The following is a 16,968-nucleotide window of genomic DNA, read 5'->3' as shown; positions in this document are numbered from 1 at the left end:
CGCCCAGGCCCTCCACCAGCCTTTTGAGGACGACATGACCGAATTCAAGCCGCTCGTATTCTCCGGCGTCCAGCCGACCGGCAATCTCCATCTCGGCAACTATCTCGGCGCGATCCGCAAGTTCGTGGCACTGCAGGCCAACAACGACTGCATCTACTGCGTCGTCGACATGCATGCGCTGACGGCTCAGCTCGTGCATGAGGACATGCCGGGCCAGATCCGTTCGATCACGGCCGCCTTCCTCGCCGCCGGCATCGACCCGCAAAAGCATATCGTCTTCAACCAGTCTGCCGTGCCGCAACATGCCGAGCTTGCCTGGATCTTCAACTGCGTTGCCCGCATCGGCTGGATGAACCGTATGACGCAGTTCAAGGACAAGGCCGGCAAGGACCGCGAGCAGGCCTCTCTTGGCCTCTACGCCTATCCGAGCCTGATGGCCGCCGACATTCTCGTCTACCGCGCCACGCATGTGCCTGTCGGCGACGACCAGAAGCAGCACCTCGAACTGACGCGCGACATCGCCATGAAGTTCAATCTGGACTACATGGAACATATCCGCCGCTCGGGCTACGGCATCGACATCACCGTCGGTGACGAGCCGGTGCATGCCTATTTCCCGATGGTCGAGCCGTTGATCGATGGCCCGGCGCCGCGCGTCATGTCGCTGCGCGACGGCACCAAGAAGATGTCGAAATCAGATGCTTCCGATCTGTCGCGCATCAATCTGCTCGACGACGAAGAGAACATCTCGAAGAAGATCCGCAAGGCCAAGACCGATCCGGACGGCTTGCCGAGCGAAATAGCAGGTCTTGCAGGCCGGCCGGAAGCCGACAATCTTGTCGGCATCTATGCGGCCCTTGCCGACAGGTCGAAGGCCGACATTCTCTCGGAATTCGGCGGCCAGCAATTCTCGGTCTTCAAGCCGGCGCTGGTCGATCTCGCCGTGCATGTGCTCTCGCCGATCACCGGCGAAATGCGTCGCCTGATGGCCGACCCCGGCCATATCGACGCTATCCTGCGCGATGGCAGCAACCGTGCGAGAGCCCGCGCCGAAGTGACGATGAAGCAAGTCCGCGACATTATCGGCTTTATCTACTAAGGCTTTTGGTCTCTTATCGCTTGGCGCGCTGTCGATGCGGCGCGCCAACAGCAGCGAACGGATGGCCGACCTTGACGATTTTGCGGATTGCTTCCTTTTCGGAAAACGGAGCTGGCGGCAATCCCGCCGGCGTTTTGATTGCCGATGTCATACCCGATGCCGCCGAGATGCAGAGCATCGCAGCCGAGGTTGGATTCTCCGAGACCGCTTTGCCAGCCCGGAAGGGCAGGGCTGGAGAGTGCGCTATTTCTCTCCGGAATCGGAAGTTCCATTCTGCGGTCACGCGACGATCGCGCTTGGAGCGGCGCTTGCGTTGCGGGAAGGCGACGGGATTTTTGCGCTGACGCTCAATCAGGCTGATATCACCGTCGAAGGGCATCGGAATGGCGACGTCCTCTCGGCGGCCCTGCAGTCGCCGCCGACGAGAAGCAAAGCGCCGCCCCCGGAAGTGTTGTCGGAGGTGCTGGCATTGTTCGGATATTCGACCGACGATCTGGACCCGGCCATTCCGCCAGCGCTTATTCACGGTGGCGCCGATCATTTCATGCTGGCCCTGAAATCCCGCAAGACGCTTGCCGCCATGGCATACGATCTCGATGCGGGCCGCTCCTTGATGGTCCGCGAAGGCTGGGTCACGATCCTGCTCGCCTACGCTGAAACGCCGCGACTGTTCCAGACCCGCAATGCCTTCGCCTCGGGCGGGGTCTATGAAGACCCGGCGACCGGCGCTTCGACCGCAGCCTTCGCCGGATATCTCCGCGATATCGCCTGGCCGCATGGCGGCGCCATCGACATCATCCAGGGTGAGGATATGGGTATGCGTTCCCGCCTGCATGCCGATATCCCGGCCGCAGTTGGCAGCTCCATCCGAGTGTCGGGCGAAGCGAGGCTGATGGACCTGTAGGTCGGCTGAGCGGCAATAGTCACCGGGTTCAAAACGGGGCTTGCCATGGCACGGATTTCGATGTCAGACTTGGTCTATGGTATCAAAACGTCTCTCACGGCTCGAAGGTCATCGCCGCAAGTTCATGGCGGTCATTGACGGCACTCCCGAATGCCAGCGTGCCGTCCACTATGCCGGCCGGCGCGCCAAGAATTCCAACGGCGGCCTTGTGCTCCTGTTTGTGATCCCCGAAGGCGATTTCCAGCAATGGCTGGGTGTCGAGGAGATCATGCGGGCCGAAGCGCGTGAGGAGGCCGAGGCGGCAACGGCCAAGGCGGCGCAGATCGTACGCGAGAATATCGGCATCGATCCCGAGGTCGTAATTCGTGAAGGATCGGCCGCCGAGCAGATCAATGCGGTGATCGAGGAAGACCGGGATATCGCGCTGCTTGTTCTTGCTGCCGGTTCGGCCAAGGAAGGGCCGGGACCGCTGGTGTCTTCGATCGCCGGCCGTGCCGCGGCCTTCCCGATCCCCGTGACGGTGCTGCCGGATACGCTGACGAACGAGGAAATCGACGCGCTAAGCTGAGTTCCATTGGGCTAATTCTTGAGAATCAGTCTCTTGAATAGCGCGGCCAAAAAGCCTATTTTCTTTTGAAATATTCTAAAGTCGGACACTACTGAAGTGGCATGGGCCTTTGGTCCGCCGCATGGAGATCAAGATGTTCATTCAGACCGAAGCGACGCCGAACCCGGCAACCCTTAAGTTCCTGCCGGGCAAGGTGGTGATGGAAAGCGGCACGGCCGAATTCCGCAGCGCCGAGGAAGCGGAAGTTTCGCCGCTTGCTGCCCGCCTCTTCGATATCCCCGGCGTCAGCGGTGTCTATTTCGGCTACGACTTCATCTCCGTCTCCAAGGAAAACCAGGAATGGCAGCACCTGAAGCCCGCCATTCTCGGCTCGATCATGGAGCATTTCATGTCCGGCAAGCCGGTCATGGGTGCATCCTCGGTTCTCTCCGAAGCGCAGGACGCCGGCGGCGAATTCTACGATGAAGGCGACGAAGCGATCGTGCTCACCATCAAGGAATTGCTGGAGACCCGCGTTCGTCCGGCCGTCGCCCAGGATGGCGGCGACATCACCTTCCGTGGCTTCCGCGACGGCAAGGTCTACCTCAACATGAAGGGATCCTGCTCCGGCTGCCCGTCGTCTACGGCGACATTGAAGCATGGCGTGCAGAACCTGCTGCGTCATTTCGTGCCGGAAGTGCAGGAAGTCGAAGCCGTCCAGGCATGATCCCAGAAAGTGCGCGGCGGCTTTTGGACAACGGCATGCAAAGACACGGATTGAAGTGCGGTGACGGTTCGAAGATAGGTCACCGTGCTTTGCGTACTGCTCTTTCGGAAAAATTGTGATGATCGTACTGGCGCTTGACACGGCAGGTGTGGATTGCGCTGCCGCTGTGTATGATAGCGGTAGTGATTCTGTGATGGGGGAGGTCACGGAAACGATCGGGCGAGGGCATGCCGAACATTTGATGGATGTTGTCGACCGGGCGCTGGCTAAAGCCGATATAGCGCTCGCGGCCGTGGAGCGTGTGGTCGTGACCGTCGGTCCCGGCTCATTCACCGGGATCCGTATCGGCGTTGCAGCGGCCCGCGGTTTCGCGCTTTCCCTAAACATTCCCGCTGTCGGCGTCACGACCCTCGAGGTCATGGCCGCTGCCGCACGGGAAACGAATCCGGGTAAATCGGTTCTGGCTGCCATCGACGCCAAGCGGGAGGAGATCTATCTCCAGTCCTTCGATGCCGATGGCCATCCGCTGGATGAGGCGCGCGCCGTGACAACTGATGAAGCGCGTACGATCGCTGATGCTTTCGATGGCGTCGTCACCGGCTCGGCGGTTGCCCGGCTAAGCGACGCTCCGCCGGCGGCACGGCCTGATGCCTTTCCGATTGCCACCGTCGCCCGGCTGGGCGCTGTCAAACCTGTCAGCGAAAAGCCGAAGCCGCTTTATCTTCGCGGACCCGACGCCAGACCGCAGGCAGGGTACGCAGTCGCCAGGGTATGACCATGCTGGAATCCTATCTCACCCTGAAAGCCGAATACGAGATCGTTCCGATGCAGTTGCAGGATTGCGCCGAGGTGGCGGCACTGCATGGCGAACGTTTTTCGCGGGTTTGGGACGATAGCGAATTTCAAAGCCTCCTGTCGCAGGACACGACCTTTGGCTTTGTTGCCCGTCAGACCAACGCCATCCTGAAAAAGCCGCTTCCCGGCTTCGTCCTGGCGCGCCATGCGGCGGGCGAGGCGGAAATCCTGACGGTTGCCGTCAATGCCAAGCTGGGCCGCACCGGCCTCGGCTGGCGGCTGATGCAGGCGGCATTGCGCGAGGCGCGTAACCGCGGCGGCGAAACCATGTTCCTGGAAGTCGATGGCGTCAATCAGCCGGCTCTCGGTCTCTATCGCAAGCTCGGTTTCGAAACGGTCGGCGAACGCAAGGCCTATTATGTCGACGAAAGCGGCGCGAAATCGACGGCGCTTGTCATGCGCCGTGTTCTTCGCTAGTCCGTTGTCATAGACGAATAGACCGAAGACCGTATTCAATGAACGATCCCGTAAAATCCCTTGAGGAGCTTTGCGCCGAGCGCGGCATGCGCATGACGGAGCAACGGCGGGTCATTGCGCGCATCATCGAGAGTTCGGAGGATCATCCCGATGTCGAAGAGCTGCACCGCCGCTCCGTCAAGGTGGATGCCAAGATCTCGATTTCGACGGTCTACCGCACCGTAAAGCTGTTCGAGGATGCCGGCATCATCGAGCGTCATGACTTCCGTGACGGGCGTTCGCGTTACGAGACCGTGCCGGAAGAGCATCACGATCACCTGATCGACCTGAAGAGCGGTGAAGTGATCGAATTCCACTCGCCGGAGATCGAGGCGCTGCAGGAGCGTATCGCTCGCGAACACGGTTTCAAGCTCGTCGACCATCGGCTGGAGCTTTACGGTATTCCGCTGAATAAGGACGAACGCTGAAGTGGCGGCGATCGTACGGGAGCGGATGATTTGATAACTTGGCTGCGCATCGGCTGTGCCGTCTTCGTCATATGCGTTGTCAGCCTTGTTCTGCTACCGCTGCAGATCCTCTGCCTGCGCTTCGACTGGAAGCTCAGGCGCTATCTGCCGCGCTCCTGGCATCGCATTATTTGCTACTGGCTCGGTATCCGCATCCATGTCGTCGGGGAGCTTGAGCGTCGCCGGCCGCTGATGCTGGCCTCGAACCACGCTTCCTGGCTCGATATTCTGGTGCTTTCCGCCGTTGCCGATGTCGCCTTTATCGCAAAATCGGAAGTGCGGGACTGGCCGGTCTTCGGCCTCTTCGCCCAATGGCAGAAGAGCGTGTTCATCGAGCGTGAGCAGAAGCGCAAGACCGGCGATCAGGTGAGCGAGATCGCCGAGCGGATGGCTAATGGCGAGATCATGGTGTTGTTTCCGGAAGGCACGACATCGGATGGCAATCGCCTACTCGACGTCAAATCCTCGTTGTTCGGCGCGGCTGCTGCGGCTTTGCCAAAGACGCCGGATGCCGTCGTTCACGTCCAGCCGGTCGCGGTTGCCTACACCCGTGTCCACGGCGTCGCCATGGGCCGCTATTATCGTCCCCTTGCGGCTTGGCCGGGTGACATCGAGCTGATGCCGCACCTGAAGGGCATCTTTGCCTGCGGGGCCATCGATGTCGACGTCTGCTTTGGCGAGGCGGTGGATTATCGCGCCGACACCAACCGCAAGGAGGTGAGCGCCACGGTGGCGCGGCGCATCCGCTCGATGCTGGCGGGCCGGCTGCTTGGCCGCGAGATCGCCTGATATTCCGGCGATTTTAACTTTTTCATTTTCTCCAGAAGCAAAAGCCACTACATAGCGGCCATGACCAAGGACAGTGCACTTCTCGATGCCCCGCAGCCCAATGCTTTGGAGCTTGGCCTGCGCGATGGCTCCAACAGCCGTAAGGTCTTCATCAAGACCTACGGCTGCCAGATGAATGTCTACGACTCGACGCGGATGAGCGATGCGCTCGCCCGTGATGGCTACGAGCCGACCGAAGACATGGAAGAAGCCGATCTCGTCCTACTGAACACCTGTCATATCCGCGAGAAGGCTGCCGAGAAGGTCTATTCCGCGCTCGGACGTCTGCGTGAGATGAAGAAGCGCAAAGCAGCCGACGGCCGCGACATGATGATCGGCGTCACCGGTTGCGTTGCCCAGGCCGAGGGTGAGGAAATTCTCCGCCGCGCGCCAGCCGTCGACGTCGTCATCGGCCCGCAGACCTATCATCGCCTGCCGGAGGCGCTACGGCGCGCCAAGGAAGGCCAGCGCGTCGTCGATACGGAATATGCGATCGAGGACAAGTTCGAGCATCTGCCGATTGCCGAGAAGACGAAGATCCGTGCCCGCGGTGTCACGGCCTTCCTGACCGTGCAGGAAGGCTGCGATAAGTTCTGCACTTTCTGCGTCGTGCCTTATACGCGCGGCTCCGAAGTCTCCCGTCCGGTCGCCCAGATCGTCGAAGAGGCTGAAAAACTTGTGGATGGCGGTGTGCGTGAAATCACGCTGCTCGGCCAAAACGTCAATGCCTGGCACGGAACCGGACCTTCGGGCGAAGCCTGGAGCCTCGGCGACCTGCTTTACCGGCTGGCGGAAATTCCGGGCCTTGCCCGGCTGCGCTATACCACCAGCCACCCGCGCGACATGGACGACCGGCTGATAGCGGCCCATCGCGATCTGCGTACGCTGATGCCCTATCTGCATCTGCCGGTTCAGTCCGGTTCCGACCGCATCCTCAAAGCGATGAATCGGCGGCATACGGCGGCGGAATATCTCGCTTTGATCGAAAAAATCCGTGCAGCGCGGTCGGATATCGCCCTTTCGGGTGATTTCATTGTCGGTTTCCCGGGGGAGACAGAGCAGGATTTTGCGGATACACTTCGTCTTGTGGAGGAGGTGAACTATGCGCAAGCCTTCTCGTTTAAATATTCGACGCGCCCTGGAACGCCGGGTGCGGAATTGAAGGGCCAAGTGCCGGAAGAGATCAAGGCGGAACGGCTGGAACGATTGCAGGCGCTGCTTTTGAAGCAGCAGCATGATTTTGCTGATGCCTGCGTCGGCAAGGTGGTCGATATTCTGCTGGAAAAGCCGGGCCGCATGCCGGGTCAGTTGATCGGCCGATCTCCTTGGCTGCAATCTGTGAATGTTGATGCAAAAGCATCGCAAATCGGTGACATTATCAATGTACGAATCACCGGAACCAGCACGAACAGCCTTTTTGCTGAGTTGCTTTAGGTTCCGGACAGGCAAAGGAGCCGGACCGCTTGAACGGACAGGAATTGGTTTCTTCTTCATCGCGCCAGCCACGCACCGCGAGCGACGCCAATCACTTCATCCTGACGTTCGAGAACAATCGGTTCGCCAGCGAGCTTTTCGGACAGTTCGATCAGAATTTGAAGCTGCTGGAGGAGCGCCTTGGTATCGACGCGCGCGCCCGCGGCAACTCCGTCATCATCACGGGCGATGTGCTGGCCACCAACCAGGCACGCCGCACACTCGATTATCTTTATGACAAGCTGCAGAAAGGTGGGAATGTGGAGCGCTCCGACGTGGAAGGAGCAATCCGCATGGCGGTTGCCGCCGACGACCAACTGACGCTGCCGACGATGGAGAAAAAAGCCAAGCTGACGATGGCGCAGATTTCGACGCGCAAGAAGACGATCATCGCGCGTACGCCCACTCAGGACGCCTATATCAGGGCGATGGACCGTTCCGAAATGGTTTTCGGCGTCGGCCCGGCCGGTACGGGCAAGACCTATCTCGCCGTCGCCCATGCCGCTCAGCTTCTGGAGCGCGGCGCAGTCGAAAAGATCATCCTGTCGCGCCCGGCCGTCGAAGCCGGCGAGCGTCTGGGCTTCCTGCCCGGCGATATGAAGGAGAAGGTCGACCCCTATCTCCGCCCGCTCTATGACGCGCTCTACGATATGATGCCGGGCGACAAGGTTGAACGCGCCATCACCGCCGGCGTCATCGAAATCGCGCCGCTCGCCTTTATGCGCGGTCGCACGCTTGCCAACGCCGCCGTCATCCTCGACGAAGCGCAGAACACCACCTCGATGCAGATGAAGATGTTCCTGACGCGTCTCGGCGAGAATTCGCGCATGATCATCACGGGCGACCCCAGCCAGATCGACCTGCCGCGCGGTGTCAAGTCAGGCCTGGTGGAAGCCTTGCAGCTCCTCCACGGCGTGGAAGGGATATCCATCATCCGCTTCAAGGATACGGACGTCGTCCGCCATCCGCTGGTGGCGCGCATCGTCAGGGCTTACGACTCGACCTACGCCTCGCCCGTCGAGGGCGGTGAGGTCGATCCGCAGATCTGATGGCCGATCTCGATATACAGATTAGCGTCGAGGAGGGCGATTGGCCTTCCGAGGATGAGTTGCAGGCTCTGGCCGAGCGCGTGTTGGGCGCGGCTGCGGCCTATCTCGAGAAAAACGAGAAGCAGCCCTTCCCGAAAATGGCGACGGAATTGTCGCTGGTTTTCACCGACGATGCCTCGATCCGCGAGATCAATGCGGAATGGCGTGAGCAGGACAAGGCGACCAACGTCCTGTCCTTCCCCGCTTTTCCGCTGGCGCCCGGCGGTAAACCCGGCCCGATGCTCGGCGATATCATCGTCGCCAAAGAGACGGTGGAGCGGGAAGCTGTCGAGCTGGAAAAGAGTTTTAACGACCATCTGACCCATTTGATGGTGCATGGTTTCTTGCATCTCTTCGGCTACGACCATATGAATAATAGCGAAGCCGAAAGAATGGAGGGGCTGGAGACTCGCATTTTGGCGGGTCTTGGCCTATCTGATCCCTATGCGGGGCAGGACCCCATTTGACTTGAACCCTGTCTGATCAGGAACAATGAGCGACTTTACGACAAGACCGGCCTCCGAGGCCAAAGACGGAGCTGAAACCGCCTCCTCCGATGAGGTAGGCAGTAGTAGCGGCAAACGATCACACTCATCCTTCTGGGCCCGCGCTGCGCGCATTCTGCGCCCAGCTCAAGGATCGGCGCGTCTGCGCGAGGATCTCGCCGATGCCCTGATGACCAATGCCACCGATGACGACGCTTTCTCGCCGGACGAGCGGGCGATGCTGCACAACATCCTCCGTTTCCGCGAGGTGCGGGTCGAGGACGTCATGGTGCCGCGCGCCGATATCGAGGCGGTCGACCAGAACATCACCATCGGCGAGCTGATGATCCTGTTCGAGGAGAGCGGCCGCTCGCGCATGCCGGTCTATGCCGAAACGCTCGATGATCCGCGCGGCATGGTGCATATCCGCGATCTCCTGTCCTATGTCGCCAAGCAGGCGCGCAACAAGCGCCGCGGCGGCAACGGCAAAGCGGCAGCCGCTGCGGCGTCTGCATCGGCTACAGGCCCGGCCGAGAAGCCAACGCGCTCCGCCAAGCCGAATTTCGACCTTTCGCGCGTCGATCTTCAGAAGACGCTGGCTGAAGCCGGCATCATCCGCAAGATCCTGTTCGTGCCGCCCTCCATGCTGGCGTCTGATCTTCTCCGCCGCATGCAGGTCAACCGCACGCAGATGGCGCTCGTCATCGACGAATATGGCGGCACCGACGGCCTCGCCTCGCATGAAGACATCGTCGAAATGGTCGTGGGCGACATCGACGACGAACACGACGACGAGGAAGTCATGTTCAAGCGCATCTCCGAGGACGTCTTCGTCGCCGATGCCCGCGTCGAACTGGAGGAGATCGCCGAAGCGATCGGCCCGGATTTCGACATCAGCGAGCAGGTGGACGAGGTGGATACGCTCGGAGGCCTGATCTTCTCCGCACTCGGCCGTATTCCGGTTCGCGGCGAGGTGGTCCAGGCGCTACCGGGCTTCGAATTCCACATTCTCGATGCCGATCCGCGTCGCATCAAGCGGCTGCGCATCACCCGCAAGCGTCATGCCCTGCGCCGCCGTCCGGCTAAGGCGGAGGGCGAAGGCGGCGTGCTTGAGCGCGATCTGCCGTCGCCGGATACGCTTCCGGACGAATCTCAGGCCGAGCAAAAGACTGCCAGCCAATAAATGGTGCTTCAGCAGGACAAATCGCTGCTTTTTTGAAAGACTGCCGCCAATTGATTCGCAGTTTGGACGGAGCGCGCGCATGGAACGACTTTCGGGCAGGGTAATCCTCGTCTGGGGTTTCAAGCGCGCACTTCTTGCCATCCTTGCCGGGGCCATCGGCGTTCTCGCTTTGCCGCCCTTCGGCTTCTTCGCGGCGATGTTCGTTTCTTTCACGCTGCTTGTCTGGCTGCTGGATGGCGCTGCCGCCGGCCCCGATAGCGGCTTCCTCGGTCGTCTCTGGCCGGCCTTTGCCATCGGCTGGCTGTTCGGCTTCGGCTATTTCGTCGCCGGTCTCTGGTGGCTCGGCCACGCGCTGCTGATCGACGCCGATGAATTCGCCTGGGCACTACCGCTGGCAATCCTCGGCCTGCCGGCGTTTCTGGCGATTTTCTACGGCGTGGCGGCGGCTCTGGCCCGGCTGCTCTGGTCCGACGGCATGGGGCGCATTGCCGCGCTTGCCTTCGCTTTCGGGCTGCTCGAATGGCTGCGCAGCTTCCTTTTCACCGGCTTTCCCTGGAATGCCATCGGCTATGGCGCCATGCCCACACCGCTGATGATGCAGTCGGCGCATGTGCTCGGCGTGCTCGGCGTCACCACGCTTGCTGTTTTTGTCTTTGCCGCTCCGGCACTGCTCGGAACGCGCCAGGGGCGGGTGCCGGGGATCGGGCTTGCCGTGCTCATCGCCGCCGCGCATTTCGGTTACGGCTATTATGCGCTCAGTCTGCCGGCACCGCCGGCCGGCGGCAAGGCGGCCCCGGTGGTGCGCATCGTCCAGCCTGCGATCGATCAGGAAGCCAAGATGAACACGGATGCCGATCGCGCCGCCATCTTCGACAAGCATCTCTCGCTCTCGGTCCAGCCGCCCGTTAATGGCGGCAAGCGGCCCGACATCATCGTCTGGCCGGAGACCTCTGTGCCCTTCATCCTGACGGATAATCAGGACGCGCTGACCCGCATTGCCGATCAGCTCGATGACGACCAGATCCTGATCACCGGCGCCGTTCGCGTCGAGGACATGGGTCCCGGTCTCGAGCCGCGCTACTACAACTCCATCTACGTGATCGACGGTCGCGGTCAGATCATCGGCGCTTCCGACAAGACCCATCTCGTGCCTTTCGGCGAGTATGTGCCCTTCGAAAACATTCTCGGCTATCTCGGCATTCAGAACGTCATCGAGCTGCCGGGCGGCTTTTCGGCCGCCGCCAGCCGGCATTTGCTGACGCTGCCAAGCGGCGTCAAACTCTACCCGCTGATCTGCTACGAGATCATTTTTCCAAACGAAATGACGCCGGAAATCCGGCAGGCCGACGCGATTCTGAACGTTACGAACGATGCCTGGTTCGGCGATACGCCAGGCCCCTATCAGCATTTCCTGCAGGCGCGGGTGAGGGCCGTCGAACAGGGTTTGCCGCTGATTCGCAGCGCCAATACAGGGGTTTCGGCCTATGTCGACGCTCACGGACGTTTGATTTCCGGAATCGACTTTAATGAGCAAGGATTTGTCGATGCCACTTTGAGTAGCGCAACCGTCTCAGCAATCGATGATAGAATGCGAAATATGTACTTCTGGTTGGCGATCGGGGGAGTCGGTATGATCGCTGTGATTTCACGCATGGGTTTTATTCCAAGGGCGAATTGACCAAAAAACCCTAAAATTGCATAGTGGTTGTTGTCTGCCTTTTGAACGTAAACTAGAAGCCGGGTGGGGCGTCGGCTGCAACGTAGCGTTATAGGGGTGGTTAAGGGCACCGGTTGGCAGGACCTGGATTCAACCTATGTTAGGGCAATATGATGATTGAGAACAAAAAAAAGCCGAACCCCATCGACATTCATGTCGGGAGCCGCATCCGCCTTCGCCGCACTATGCTGGGCATGAGCCAGGAAAAGCTGGGCGAGAGTCTCGGTATCACCTTTCAGCAGATTCAGAAGTACGAGAAGGGCACCAACCGCGTTGGCGCCAGCCGTCTCCAGAATATTTCCAGCATTCTTAACGTTCCGGTTTCCTTTTTCTTCGAGGACGCGCCGGGTGAGCACGCGGCAAGCGCCGGCGGCATGGCCGAGGCCTCCAGCTCCAATTACGTGGTCGATTTCCTCTCTTCCTCCGAAGGGCTGCAGCTCAACCGCGCCTTCGTGAAGATCTCCGACGGCAAGGTCCGTCGCAAGGTGGTCGAACTCGTCAAGGCGCTCGCCGCCGAGGCAGACGCCGAATAAGCTTTCGAAGCACCACTGTAGAGCGGCAAAGTCGTAAGGCGGTCATTTTGGCCGCCTTTTCCATGTTTATGGCAAAATTTTATCACTTTCGCCGGGATATAAAGATATATTTATGTCCTTCTGTGGCTTGTTTTTCGTGCCCGACACGAATATCAAAAGCGGAGATTTGTTCTTTGAGGGGAATCCCATATGCGCGCGAATTATCTGTTCACCAGCGAGTCTGTTGCCGAAGGTCACCCGGATAAAGTCTGTGACCGCATCTCCGACGAAATCGTCGATCTGGTTTACCGCGAAGCGGCAAAGACTGGCGTCAACCCCTGGGGCGTGCGCATTGCCTGCGAGACCCTTGCCACCACCAACCGCGTCGTCATCGCTGGCGAAGTTCGTCTGCCGCCGAGCCTGATGAAGAAGGACAAGGACGGCAACGACGTCATCAATCCCTCGAAGTTCAAGGCCGCTGCCCGCCGCGCCATCAAGGATATCGGCTACGAGCAGGACGGCTTCCATTGGAAGAAGGCGCGCATTGACGTTCTCCTGCACTCGCAGTCCGCCGACATCGCCCAGGGCGTTGACAGCGCGGCCGACCAGCAGGGTGACGAGGGTGCCGGCGACCAGGGCATCATGTTCGGCTACGCCTGCAAGGAAACGCCCGACCTCATGCCGGCGCCGATCTACTATTCGCACAAGATCCTGCAGTTGCTCGCTTCTGCCCGCAAGAAGGGCGAAGGCGAAGTCGCAAAGCTCGGCCCGGACGCCAAGAGCCAGGTCACGGTCCGCTATGTTGACGGCAAGCCGTCCGAAGTGACCTCGATCGTTCTTTCCACCCAGCATCTCGACGATAGCTGGGACTCGAAGAAGGTTCGCTCCGTTGTTGAGCCCTACATCATCGAAGCGCTCGGCGACCTGAAGATCGCCTCCGATTGCAAGTGGTACATCAACCCCACCGGCAAGTTCGTCATCGGCGGCCCGGACGGCGACGCTGGCCTCACCGGCCGCAAGATCATCGTCGACACCTACGGCGGCGCAGCCCCGCACGGCGGCGGCGCATTCTCCGGCAAGGACACGACCAAGGTCGACCGTTCCGCAGCCTACGCAGCTCGCTATCTCGCCAAGAACGTCGTTGCGGCGGGTCTGTCCGATCGCTGCACGATCCAGCTTTCTTACGCCATCGGCGTTGCCCAGCCGCTGTCGATCTATGTCGACCTACACGGCACGGGCAAGGGCGTCACCGAGGATCAGGTTGAAGCGGCTATCCGCAAGAACATGGACCTGTCGCCGACCGGCATCCGTCGTCACCTTGACCTCAACAAGCCGATCTACGCCAAGACCTCGGCTTACGGTCATTTCGGCCGCAAGGCAGGCCGCGACGGTTCGTTCTCCTGGGAGCGCACCGACCTCGTCAAGGCGCTGAAGGAAGCCGTGAAGACCCGGGAAGCTGCATGACCGATACCGAGCGCCGGTCGCGGGCGACGGAAGCATTCTTCGGCCGGCGCAAGGGAAAAGCCTTGCGCGGCCAGCAGGCCGAAAGGCTGGAAGCACTGCTGCCGCAATATCTCGTCGATCTCTCCGCACCGGCACCGCAGCCGCTGAATGATCTGTTCCAGGTGCCGACCGAACGTCTGCGCCTGGAAATCGGCTTCGGCGGCGGCGAGCACCTGATCCACCGGGCGCTGGAATATCAGTCAACTGGCTTCATCGGCGTCGAGCCCTTCGTCAATTCCATGCAGAAGCTGCTTGCCCGCGTCGACGAGACCGGCGCGCGCAATATCCGCGTCTATAATGACGACGCAACCCAACTGCTGGACTGGCTGCCAGATACCTGCCTCGACCAGATCGATCTGCTCTATCCCGATCCCTGGCCGAAGAAAAAACATTGGAAGCGCCGCTTCGTTTCTCAGGTCAATCTCGATCGCTTCCATCGTGTCCTGAAACCCGGCGCCTTCTTCTGCTTTGCCTCCGATATCGACACCTATGTCAATTGGACGCTGCAGCACTGCCATGCCCATGGCGGCTTTGAATGGATGGCAGAAAATGCCAGCGACTGGCTGACGCCCTATGAGGGCTGGCCGAGCACACGCTATGAAGCCAAGGCTCGGCGTGAGGGCCGATCTTCGGCCTATCTGACGTTCCGCCGCGTTTGACCCGATATCGCTGGATCATCCGGCGTTGCAATTGAATTCCACTGCCATAGGCTGCCGGAATGAGCGACTATCAGTTTCGAATCTCCCTGCGTATCTGGCATCCGGAATTTGATCCGGCGTCCATCGCCGCGGCCGTCGGATTGAGGCCGGTAGCAGCCTATCAAGCCGGCGAGCCTATGCGCGGCAGCGACGGACAGCTTCTGAACATGGTATCGGAAGCCAATTACTGTACCTTCGAACTCGCCGCCGGCCAGAGCACCCCGTTGGCGGAAGCGCTTTCCGGTATCCTCACCAAGCTGGAAAGTCGCGCGGACGGCTTGGCAGCCCTCAAGGAGAGCGGCGGTGAATTGGAGCTTTTCATCGGCTGGTTTATCGATCGCAATGGCGGGGATACATTTCCACCCGAGCTTCTGGGGCAAGCATCAAGGCTGGGGATCGCGCTGGCTTTCGATGTCTACGGAGCTTAGGAGCGCCGTGAGGCGCTTATGCCGAAAACGACAGCCTAACCGCTGTCGTCCGCTTAATCGCTGCGTTTAAGGGCCTTAATGCAGGCTGACAGTCTTCAACTCGTCTTCAGCCGCCTTGTAAAAGGTGCTGGAGCGGTTATCCGTCAACAGGATCGGGGTGCCGTCGGCACCGAAGAGCGCCCACAGATCGACGCTTGGATCGATGTCCGGCGCCTCGGGGAAGCAACGGGAAACTTCGTCCGAATGTATCTTTCTGACATAAGCAACTTCACCGGCACCGATATCGGCCAGTTCGGATTGAGTCAGGCAGGCAGTGGCTTCTCTCAAAAGCATGTTCGCACCTCCAGCATGAGAGACCAACGGCAATCAGCCGTTGTCTTACTGTGAGACCGAAATGTTAATTTTCTTTACCATCCGGTCCGGTTCCGGCCGAATGAGATCAACGGAAAGGAGGCCATTCTTCAAGACGGCGCCAAGCACCTGCATGCCGTCAGCCAAAACGAAGACGCGCTGGAACTGACGCGCCGCAATGCCGCGATAGAGATAATCACGCTCCTCTTGCTCCACCTGCCGTCCGCGGATCAAAAGCTGGTTTTCTTCCGTGGTGATATCGAGCTCATCTTCCGAGAAGCCGGCAACCGCAAGCGTGATGCGCAGGCGCTCAGGCTCGCCCGAGAGGCGGTCAGCCCGCATGCGTTCGATATTGTAAGGAGGATAACCATCGCTGGCCTTGGAAATCCGCTCCAGCGTCTTTTCCATGGTGTCAAAGCCCAGAAGCAGAGGGCTGGCAAAGGGAGTCGTCCGGCTCATTGTCTCAAGTCCTTGGTAGCAAGCGACCTTTCCGGACCTGATCTTTCAGCACCCGGTTATGTCTAATATGGGAGCAGGGGCAGGGGAGTGCAAGGAGGCGTCGCCTTCGCATTTGCGAGATTGATTATGGTGCAGGAATGCCGATGATAGCGCCGGCGTGCGGCTGCTTGACAAAGCACAAAGGGCCTCGCATCAAGGTTTGCCGAACTGCACCGGAGGAAAGCGACAGATATGACCGAGCCCAGAAAAATTATCATCGATACCGATCCCGGCCAGGACGATGCTGCCGCGATTTTCCTCGCCTTCGGAAGCCGCGAGGAGATCGACGTGCTCGGCATCACCACGGTCGCCGGCAATGTGCCGCTGCGTCTGACGAGCCGCAATGCCCGTATCGTCTGTGAGCTCTGCGACCGCCGCGATGTGAAGGTTTTTGCCGGTGCCGATGCGCCGCTCAAGCGCAAGCTGGTCACCGCTGAACATGTTCACGGCAAAACCGGCCTCGACGGCCCCAACGTGCCGGAACCGACCATGGAGCTTCAGCCCGGCCATGCCGTCGATTTCATCGTGGAGACCCTGAGAAACGGGCCGGCGGGCGCGGTCACGCTCTGCACGCTCGGTCCGCTCACCAATATCGCGCTCGCCTTCCAGAAGGCGCCAGACATCATCGCCCGCGTCCGTGAGCTGGTAATGATGGGCGGCGGCTTCTTTGAGGGCGGTAACATCACGCCGGCTGCCGAATTCAACATCTATGTCGATCCCGAGGCCGCCGATGTTGTCTTCCGTTCGGGTGTACCGATCGTGATGATGCCGCTCGACGTGACGCACCAGCTTCTGACCCGCAAGGATCGCGTGGCGCGGATCGCCGCCGTAGGCTCCGCCCCGGCCAAGGCCATGGTCGAGATGCTGGAATTCTTCGAACGTTTCGATATCGAAAAATACGGCTCTGATGGCGGTCCGCTGCACGACCCGACCGTCATCGCCTATCTTCTGAAGCCGGAGCTTTTCAAAGGCCGCGATTGCAATGTCGAGATCGAGGTGACGTCGGAACTGACCGTCGGCATGACCGTTGTCGACTGGTGGCATGTCACCGACCGCAAGCACAACGCCAAGGTCATGCGCCATGTTGATTCAGACGGTTTCTTCGCGCTGCTGACTGAGCGTTTTACACGCATCTGATTTGGCTGCAGC

General features: G+C 60.2%; 19 protein-coding genes and 1 pseudogene. 18 read left to right on the top strand and 2 right to left on the bottom strand.

The features are described from left to right. Positions 1–34: 34 nt before the first annotated feature. From trpS to GGD50_RS18415, 17 genes and pseudogenes are all read left to right on the top strand, one after another. Positions 35–1,099 carry a tryptophan--tRNA ligase gene (gene trpS, locus GGD50_RS18495; protein WP_107106817.1) on the top strand — a complete coding sequence of 355 codons (1,065 nt, stop codon included), beginning with the start codon at positions 35–37 and terminating at the stop codon, positions 1,097–1,099. 71 nt (positions 1,100–1,170) lie between these two features. Continuing rightward, positions 1,171–2,003, top strand: a pseudogene (locus tag GGD50_RS18490) (PhzF family phenazine biosynthesis protein). Between the two features lie 76 nt (positions 2,004–2,079). After that, positions 2,080–2,571 carry a universal stress protein gene (locus GGD50_RS18485; protein WP_107106818.1) on the top strand — a complete coding sequence of 164 codons (492 nt, stop codon included), beginning with the start codon at positions 2,080–2,082 and terminating at the stop codon, positions 2,569–2,571. Positions 2,572–2,704: 133 nt separating this feature from the next. Beyond that, entirely contained in the window at positions 2,705–3,277 is a 573-nt protein-coding gene (locus GGD50_RS18480) for a NifU family protein (protein WP_107107039.1), read from the top strand. A gap of 118 nt (positions 3,278–3,395) precedes the next feature. Continuing rightward, complete coding sequence (gene tsaB / locus GGD50_RS18475) at positions 3,396–4,052, top strand: tRNA (adenosine(37)-N6)-threonylcarbamoyltransferase complex dimerization subunit type 1 TsaB (RefSeq protein ID WP_107106819.1); 657 nt, start codon at positions 3,396–3,398, stop codon at positions 4,050–4,052. Positions 4,053–4,054: 2 nt separating this feature from the next. Further along, positions 4,055–4,549 carry a GNAT family N-acetyltransferase gene (locus tag GGD50_RS18470; RefSeq protein WP_107107040.1) on the top strand — a complete coding sequence of 165 codons (495 nt, stop codon included), beginning with the start codon at positions 4,055–4,057 and terminating at the stop codon, positions 4,547–4,549. Between the two features lie 38 nt (positions 4,550–4,587). Further along, a complete protein-coding gene (locus GGD50_RS18465; protein ID WP_107106820.1) occupies positions 4,588–5,016 on the top strand; it encodes a Fur family transcriptional regulator in 429 nt (142 codons plus the stop codon). A 30-nt stretch (positions 5,017–5,046) separates the two neighbouring features. Continuing rightward, a complete protein-coding gene (gene olsA, locus GGD50_RS18460; protein ID WP_107106821.1) occupies positions 5,047–5,844 on the top strand; it encodes a lyso-ornithine lipid O-acyltransferase in 798 nt (265 codons plus the stop codon). 60 nt (positions 5,845–5,904) lie between these two features. Beyond that, positions 5,905–7,317 (top strand): tRNA (N6-isopentenyl adenosine(37)-C2)-methylthiotransferase MiaB, encoded by a 1,413-nt coding sequence (gene miaB, locus GGD50_RS18455; protein WP_107106822.1) that lies wholly within the window; start codon positions 5,905–5,907, stop codon positions 7,315–7,317. A gap of 29 nt (positions 7,318–7,346) precedes the next feature. Next, positions 7,347–8,405: a PhoH family protein gene (locus GGD50_RS18450; RefSeq protein ID WP_107106823.1), complete on the top strand. Its 1,059-nt coding sequence runs from the start codon at positions 7,347–7,349 to the stop codon at positions 8,403–8,405. Beyond that, positions 8,405–8,911 carry an rRNA maturation RNase YbeY gene (gene ybeY, locus GGD50_RS18445; protein WP_107106824.1) on the top strand — a complete coding sequence of 169 codons (507 nt, stop codon included), beginning with the start codon at positions 8,405–8,407 and terminating at the stop codon, positions 8,909–8,911. Before GGD50_RS18450 ends, ybeY begins: the two co-directional genes overlap by 1 nt. A gap of 25 nt (positions 8,912–8,936) precedes the next feature. Then, a complete protein-coding gene (locus GGD50_RS18440) occupies positions 8,937–10,112 on the top strand; it encodes a hemolysin family protein (RefSeq protein ID WP_107106825.1) in 1,176 nt (391 codons plus the stop codon). A 79-nt stretch (positions 10,113–10,191) separates the two neighbouring features. Continuing rightward, positions 10,192–11,790, top strand: a complete 1,599-nt coding sequence (lnt, locus tag GGD50_RS18435) for an apolipoprotein N-acyltransferase (RefSeq protein ID WP_107106826.1) — start codon at positions 10,192–10,194, stop codon at positions 11,788–11,790. A gap of 152 nt (positions 11,791–11,942) precedes the next feature. After that, positions 11,943–12,362, top strand: a complete 420-nt coding sequence (locus GGD50_RS18430; protein WP_107106827.1) for a helix-turn-helix domain-containing protein — start codon at positions 11,943–11,945, stop codon at positions 12,360–12,362. Between the two features lie 189 nt (positions 12,363–12,551). Continuing rightward, on the top strand, positions 12,552–13,805 hold the full coding sequence (gene metK, locus GGD50_RS18425) for a methionine adenosyltransferase (RefSeq protein WP_107106828.1): 1,254 nt from the start codon (positions 12,552–12,554) through the stop codon (positions 13,803–13,805). Continuing rightward, entirely contained in the window at positions 13,802–14,503 is a 702-nt protein-coding gene (gene trmB / locus GGD50_RS18420) for a tRNA (guanine(46)-N(7))-methyltransferase TrmB (protein WP_107106829.1), read from the top strand. The genes metK and trmB overlap by 4 nt, the downstream gene beginning before the upstream one ends. Positions 14,504–14,562: 59 nt before the next feature. Continuing rightward, complete coding sequence (locus GGD50_RS18415) at positions 14,563–14,970, top strand: DUF4279 domain-containing protein (RefSeq protein WP_107106830.1); 408 nt, start codon at positions 14,563–14,565, stop codon at positions 14,968–14,970. Between the two features lie 75 nt (positions 14,971–15,045). Here the strand turns inward: GGD50_RS18415 and GGD50_RS18410 are convergent, their stop codons facing one another. Next, a complete protein-coding gene (locus GGD50_RS18410) occupies positions 15,046–15,303 on the bottom strand; it encodes a BQ00720 family protein (protein WP_107106831.1) in 258 nt (85 codons plus the stop codon). A 45-nt stretch (positions 15,304–15,348) separates the two neighbouring features. Further along, a complete protein-coding gene (locus GGD50_RS18405; protein WP_107106832.1) occupies positions 15,349–15,780 on the bottom strand; it encodes an Hsp20 family protein in 432 nt (143 codons plus the stop codon). A gap of 231 nt (positions 15,781–16,011) precedes the next feature. On the opposite strand from GGD50_RS18405, the gene GGD50_RS18400 reads away from it, so the two are divergent. Then, entirely contained in the window at positions 16,012–16,956 is a 945-nt protein-coding gene (locus GGD50_RS18400) for a nucleoside hydrolase (protein ID WP_107106833.1), read from the top strand. Positions 16,957–16,968 lie beyond the last annotated feature (12 nt).

Source organism: Martinezella paranaensis (assembly GCF_014200235.1).
Classification (GTDB): domain Bacteria; phylum Pseudomonadota; class Alphaproteobacteria; order Rhizobiales; family Rhizobiaceae; genus Rhizobium; species Rhizobium paranaense.
This window is presented reverse-complemented; position numbering and strand designations above follow the sequence as displayed.